General features: G+C 53.2%; 9 protein-coding genes. 8 read left to right on the top strand and 1 reads right to left on the bottom strand.

What is annotated here, in order from left to right:
* Window positions 1-5 precede the first annotated feature (5 nt).
* The 6 genes from rpmF (at window position 6) to H6F80_RS18985 (ending at window position 4,046) form a co-directional block, all read left to right on the top strand.
* Complete coding sequence (rpmF, locus tag H6F80_RS19010; RefSeq protein WP_190793095.1) at window positions 6-179, top strand: 50S ribosomal protein L32; 174 nt, start codon at window positions 6-8, stop codon at window positions 177-179.
* A gap of 218 nt (window positions 180-397) precedes the next feature.
* Window positions 398-994 carry a sulfite oxidase-like oxidoreductase gene (locus H6F80_RS19005; RefSeq protein ID WP_190793094.1) on the top strand — a complete coding sequence of 199 codons (597 nt, stop codon included), beginning with the start codon at window positions 398-400 and terminating at the stop codon, window positions 992-994.
* A gap of 142 nt (window positions 995-1,136) precedes the next feature.
* On the top strand, window positions 1,137-1,802 hold the full coding sequence (gene plsY / locus H6F80_RS19000; protein WP_190793093.1) for a glycerol-3-phosphate 1-O-acyltransferase PlsY: 666 nt from the start codon (window positions 1,137-1,139) through the stop codon (window positions 1,800-1,802).
* 216 nt (window positions 1,803-2,018) lie between these two features.
* Complete coding sequence (gene larB / locus H6F80_RS18995) at window positions 2,019-2,807, top strand: nickel pincer cofactor biosynthesis protein LarB (RefSeq protein ID WP_190793092.1); 789 nt, start codon at window positions 2,019-2,021, stop codon at window positions 2,805-2,807.
* Window positions 2,808-2,867: 60 nt separating this feature from the next.
* On the top strand, window positions 2,868-3,254 hold the full coding sequence (locus H6F80_RS18990; RefSeq protein ID WP_190793091.1) for a histidine kinase: 387 nt from the start codon (window positions 2,868-2,870) through the stop codon (window positions 3,252-3,254).
* Between the two features lie 105 nt (window positions 3,255-3,359).
* A complete protein-coding gene (locus H6F80_RS18985) occupies window positions 3,360-4,046 on the top strand; it encodes a hypothetical protein (RefSeq protein ID WP_190793090.1) in 687 nt (228 codons plus the stop codon).
* Window positions 4,047-4,055: 9 nt separating this feature from the next.
* On the opposite strand, the gene H6F80_RS18980 is transcribed toward H6F80_RS18985, so the two are convergent.
* Window positions 4,056-4,304, bottom strand: a complete 249-nt coding sequence (locus H6F80_RS18980; protein ID WP_190793089.1) for a hypothetical protein — start codon at window positions 4,302-4,304, stop codon at window positions 4,056-4,058.
* Between the two features lie 192 nt (window positions 4,305-4,496).
* Here H6F80_RS18980 and H6F80_RS18975 point away from each other — a divergent pair, with 192 nt between their 5' ends.
* Window positions 4,497-5,480, top strand: a complete 984-nt coding sequence (locus H6F80_RS18975) for a M48 family metallopeptidase (RefSeq protein WP_190793088.1) — start codon at window positions 4,497-4,499, stop codon at window positions 5,478-5,480.
* Between the two features lie 95 nt (window positions 5,481-5,575).
* Window positions 5,576-6,240: TCP-1/cpn60 chaperonin family protein (locus tag H6F80_RS18970; RefSeq protein WP_277879210.1), on the top strand; the 665-nt coding region annotated here is incomplete at its 3' end.

The following is a 6,240-nucleotide window of genomic DNA, read 5'->3' as shown; positions in this document are numbered from 1 at the left end:
CGGCCATGGCAGTTCCTAAGAAGAAAACCTCGAAATCCAAGCGCGATAAGCGCAAAGCCACCTGGAAGCGGAAAGCTTCTGTCGCAGCGCAAAAAGCATTGTCCCTAGGCAAGTCTGTGCTGACAGGTCGTTCCACGAGCTTCGTCTATCCGCAGAACGAGGAAGAGGAAGAAGAGTAGGGTTAGGTTGACAGTGGAGGGACGGCTAGAACTGGTGCAGTTAAAGCTGGTGCAGTTAAAGCTGGTGTATCTAGCGCAATGCAGCCATTGCGTTCAGCCATCCGCGTTTCTGTTTTTGATTTAAGATTAACTTCTAGTCAAAAGATTTCGGTCATGGGTGATCGATCGCATCGGCAACCGCAAGTTCAGTCTTTCCCTCACTCACCTCTACTGGGCTTATGCTAGGCAAATTCTTCCAAAAACCAAGCTCTGAGCTAAAAGACCGTGTTCCGCCCGGACAGCATCTTGCAAGCGGCTTTCCCGTACTCACCTACGGACAAACGCCAACGGTTGATATTGATACGTGGGAATTTAAAGTCTGGGGCTTAGCCACTCCCAAAACCTTCACCTGGGAGGACTTCATGGCAATGCCGCAAACGGAGTTCACCGCTGATTTTCACTGCGTCACCACTTGGTCGAAGCTAGACGTGAAGTGGCGTGGGGTCAAAGTCACCGATTTTATGCAGCAGATCGAAGTCAATCCGAAGGCAGTTCACCTGATGGAACACTGCTACGGCGGCTACACGACCAATATTTCAATGGAAGACTTCCTGCGCGAAGAAAACTTCTTTGCCCATACCCTGTTTGACGAGCCGCTGCCGTCCGATCATGGTGGACCGATGCGCCTGGTTGTGCCTCATTTGTACGCCTGGAAAAGTGCCAAATGGATCAACGGGCTGGAATTCCTCGATCGCACCGATCTGGGTTTTTGGGAGCGCAACGGATACCACCATCGCGGCGAACCCTGGGCAGAAGAACGATATAGTTCGCGATAGTTCGCGCCTGTTTTAAAAGGCAACCCTGAATGATTGAAACAAAATAGGTCTTGTGTCTGCGGGCATGAGGCTTATTTTTTGTGCTTATTTTTGAGGAATCGATCGCTGTACACTGGAATTGCATTCAGCAGGAGCAAGCGTCATGGCGGTTTGGTTCGGATACAGCGTCCTGGTTCTCTTCGTTGCCTACCTTTGTGGATCGATTCCGACGGGCTATTGGACGGGAAAGCTGCTGAAGGGCATCGACATCCGCGAACATGGCTCTAAGTCTACAGGCGCAACGAATGTGCTGCGAACGATCGGCAAACTTCCGGCTCTGGCAGTGTTGCTAATCGATATCGGCAAGGGTGTGGCGGCGATCGCTTTCACGCGCTGGTTTTTCTCGCTGCCTATAATTACTGCTGCTGCGCCTGCGGGCATTGATCCACAAACCTGGTTAGACGGGATGGTTCCTTTGGCGGCTCTGGCAGCACTGCTGGGACACAGCCGCTCAGTCTGGATTCAGTTTACGGGTGGCAAATCCGTAGCAACCGGACTGGGGGTACTTCTGGCGATGTCGTGGCAGGTTGGGCTGGGGGCACTGGCAGCATTTAGCATCGTGCTGGCACTGGCGCGCATTGTGTCACTGGGATCGATTATTGCGGCGATCGTAGGCATGGCACTGATGATCGGTCTGGGCTATCCGCTGCCCTATCAGCTCATGGCGATCGTTGGTGGGCTCTTTGTAATCTGGCGGCATCAAGCAAACATCCGGCGACTTTTGGCAGGAACGGAACCGCGCATCGGGCAAAAGCAAATCGAAAATTAGCTCATCGAAAATTAGCTCATCGAAAATTAGCTTGCTGGAGACGATCGCAGATTAGGGGCTTCCTGAAGGCGATAGTCATCGGCTCTTCTAAACCACAGCACGAATTTACTCCCAATCCTCTACCAGGGCAAGACCTCTAAACGCTTAAAGTCACCGGCACGATCGCACTCCCAGTAGAATAGGAAAGAACTGTGACTGTTCTCCTTTTTACGATTTGTGACCTCCCCCGAAGCTCTCCACCATCTTTTGCAATCTGTCGCCCAAGGCGCGGTAAGTCCCGAAGCGGCTCTGGACAGGCTCAAGCATTTTGATTTTGAACCCGTTGATGAATTTGCCAATCTCGATCACCATCGATCGCTCAGAACGGGCTTTCCCGAAGTGATCTGGGGACCGGGCAAAACGCCAGAGCAGATTGTGCAAATCATGCAGACGATGCGGCAGCGAAACCCCCTCGTGATGGCAACGCGGATCGAGCCGGAGGTTTATGGGCAGATTCAGGGGCGCGTGCCAGGGTTGCAATATTATCGACTGGCTCGGATTGCGGCGATCGTTCCCCCGGATCTCAAACCCCGCTATCCAGGAACAATTACCTTGCTCTCGGCAGGAACGGCGGATTTGGCAGTAGCAGAAGAAGCGGCGGTGACAGCTGAGCTATCGGGCTTTCAGGTGAAGCGGCTGTGGGATGTGGGCGTGGCAGGAATTCACCGTTTGTTGAGCAATCGGCAGGTGATTGCAGATGCGGATGTGCTGATTGTGGTGGCAGGGATGGAAGGGGCGTTGCCGAGCGTGGTGGCAGGGTTGGCAGGCTGTCCGGTGATTGCCGTACCCACCAGTATTGGCTACGGAGCCAGCTTTGGCGGACTCGCGCCTCTGCTGACCATGCTGAATTCTTGCGCCGCCGGAATCGGTGTGGTGAATATTGATAACGGGTTTGGGGCGGCAGTGCTGGCAGGTCAAATCTTACGGACTGCCGATCGACTCCAGCACCGTGTTTCTCAGAAGTAGCGTCAAACCTTGTAATCAGATAATCAGAAATTCAGTCAGGAATTGAGCAGGAGTAAGCCAATGTCAGAATCGTATCATCTGATTGTTGAAGGAAATCCAGCGATCGTTTATGCCAGCCGCAGAGGAACACCGGACAAGGTGCTGGCGATTCTCACCCCGTTTCTCGAAACCTTTTGGCAGGAGCGGGATGCCTCTGGAGAAGCGAGCGATACGCCAGAGTGTTTAGTGGCTCAAATGGTGGTGCGGTTTGGCTTTGAGTTCTGCGAGGATGATTTCTCGAATCTCAAGGTGGGCGTAGACTATCACCCGGATGTGGACTATCTTTATACGATCGCTGCCGATCGCCGAGTGCGCATCTGGGTTCCCGAAGCTGCCTATCGCCAAAACCCTGCTCTGGGCATTGCAGGCTGTCGGGAAGTAGTTGCTGATGCCTCACCATCCCGCTAGGAATAATTTGGGTACATTAGAGCAAAATTGAGGAACTTTCTGGTTTTGCTGAAGTCAACAGCATCCAGATGCGGATCTCAACTGATCTCGATTTTGGAGGAACCCATGCAGCTTTCTCATCCCTGGCAGTCTGGTTTAGCCGTTACTCTGGCAACCATTGCCGCTTCAACAGTCGCCCTTCCCTTGTCGATCGCCAAATCTGATGCCGCTTCGTCCGAAGGATATTTGATCGCCCAGCGATTCCCCGATAGCTGGCGTACGCCGATGGTTGCCGTAGGAACACAGATTCCGGTGCGCTATGACAAATCAGAGAAAATCGTTCTGACTCCAGAAGAAACCGTGCCCGTGACGCTGACCGTCGCTCGCGATATCACTAGCACCAGAGGCAGTGTGCTCATTCCGGCAGGCAGCCAGATTAAGGGAGAGCTGAAGCCTGCATCGGGTGGCACTCAGTTCGTGGCTGAAGAAATTACCTTATTTGAAGACGCAGAACCCGTTGCGATCAATGCTACTTCGGATGTAATCACCCGAACCGAAACCGTGAGCCGCCGCACCAATCCCAACATTTTCCGGGGAGCGGCGATCGGGGCAGCCGCAGGCGCAGTTTTGGGAGAAATTTTCGGCAGTATTGACTTCCTGGAAATTCTTGGTGGAGCTGGAGTCGGCGTGCTGGGCGAAGTGCTGCTGCGCGACAGACGGGAAGTCGAAGTGGTAGTGGTAGAACCTGATACAGATCTGGCGTTAACCCTGCAATCGAACTTCGAACGAAATTCCAGTCAGGCTCTTCGCTAGTGAAACTACTCAACCTGGAGGACTGTCTAACCGGGTAATATGGCGGTTCTCCAGCCCATCCACATTATCGAGGAAGGCGGCATCTTTTGCGTTTGGATTGGGCGTTGATTCTGGATCGATCGCGTCTGATTCTTGGCTTTGATGGGCAGCTAGCCTTTCTAGCACCGCTTCTCTTGTTTCTTCGGACTGTAGCTCAGTCGGCTGCGGCGTGTTGAATACCGGATTTGAATTTGACGGACTGGATTCGCTGGAAGTCATGTGGGTTTCTCTGGCACTTCACTTCTTAGTGTTGAAGAGTGACTCTGGCGAGAGATCCCTCAGAAGGAATAAAGTGAGAGGATGTCTGAGCAGTGTGTTGGACTAGCTGACGAGCTGTAACCTTTGTTGCTGAAGGAATCGCTGCGCTACGCTAACGCTGAAGCATCCCAACTTTTAACCGCCGCTTAACCTATGCCGACCTATTCTGGAATTTCCAGCACTGCTTTTCGCCATCCGCTTGATATTCAGGCAGAACAAACGCTGCGGAGTGTTCCCGGCTTTGATCTGGTGGCGCGAAAGTTTGTGGAATTTATCTACGAGCGTCCGAGGCAGGTCTTTTTAACCGGGAATGCGATCGAGGTCGGTCCACGTCAATACGCCTCGATTTATCAGATCTTTCAAGAAGCGGTGCGCGATTTGGATGTTAGCTCAGAGCCGATTCTATTTGTCTCCCAATCTCCGATCGCCAATGCCTATGCGCTGGGACAGGAACGCCCCTGTATGGTGCTGAGTTCGGGCTTGCTTGATTTGATGGAAGCAGCCCAATTGCGATCGGTCATTGCTCACGAGCTAGGACACATCAAATGCGGACATACCACGCTTAATCAAATGGCACTCTGGGCGATTAATCTGGTCTTTGGTTTGGCGGGAGCAACTTTTGGGCTGAGTAGCCTGATCAGCACCGGATTGATTGCCGCCTTTTATGAATGGCTGCGAAAAGCTGAACTCTCTGCCGATCGCGCAGCCTTGCTCGTCACCGATGACCTGAACCCAATCCTCCATTCCATGATGCGGGTTGCGGGGGGAAGCGTCCGCTATGCTAGCGAGCTAAACCTGGAAGAATTTATTCGCCAGTCCGATCGCTATCAGCAGCTCGACCAGGACGGACTGAACCAGGTCTACAAATTTTTGCTGTATAACAATATTTCTGAGGGCGCACTGAGCCATCCGTTTACTGTGGAACGGGTGAAATACCTCCAGGACTGGGCAACCTCAGAAGACTATCGCCGCATCAAAACAGGCAACTATCCGCGCACCAATCAGGGAGCGGTCAACGTGCCGCCGCAGCCCTCTGACTCTATCAGCGCAACTGGGGAAAGCGAAGTCGATCGCCTCCGCCGCGAAATCGAGTCCCTTCAGCAAGCGATCGAGGACATCAAACGCAGCCAGGGGTAAGCTCTAAACACTAAAGTTCGGATTTCCCTCCATTCAAAATTAGCACTCGATCGCCTGGAGTGCTAAATTCAACAATGGAGCAATGGTAGAGAAGTATGCCCAAAATTGTAGTATTCGACGAGGAATCGCGGAAGGCACTGGAGCGCGGCGTTAATGCGCTAGCAGATGCAGTGCGGATTACGTTAGGTCCGAAGGGTCGAAATGTGGTACTAGAAGCCAAGTACGGCGCACCGCAAATCGTGAATGATGGAATTACGATCGCCAAAGAAATCGAGCTAGAAGACCCGCTCGAAAACGCAGGCGCAAGACTGATCCAGGAAGTTGCTTCAAAAACGAAAGACCTGGCAGGCGACGGAACCACGACCGCAACCGTGCTGGCGCAGGCACTCATCCGGGAAGGACTCCGCAACGTGGCGGCAGGCAGCAATCCGGTCGCGCTGCGGCGCGGCATTGAGAAGACGATCGCTCAGCTTGTAAACGCGATCGCAGATGTGGCAAAGCCTGTTGAAGGCAATGCGATCGAGCAGGTGGCGACCGTCGCAGCAGGCAGCGACCCCGAAGTGGGCGGCATGATTGCTGAGGCAATGAACAAAGTTGGTCAGGATGGTGTGATCACGATCGAGGAATCCAAGTCCCTCACAACCGAGATGGAACTGGTGGAAGGGATGCAGTTCGATCGCGGCTATATCTCGCCCTATTTCGTCACCGATGCAGAGCGAATGATCGCGGAGCTGGAAAATCCGCTGATTCTGCTGACCAG

This window comes from Leptolyngbya sp. FACHB-711 (genome assembly GCF_014695615.1).
Lineage (GTDB): Bacteria > Cyanobacteriota > Cyanobacteriia > Elainellales > Elainellaceae > Leptolyngbya_A.
Note: the sequence above shows the minus strand (reverse complement) of the source record. Positions and strands in the feature narration are given on the sequence as shown.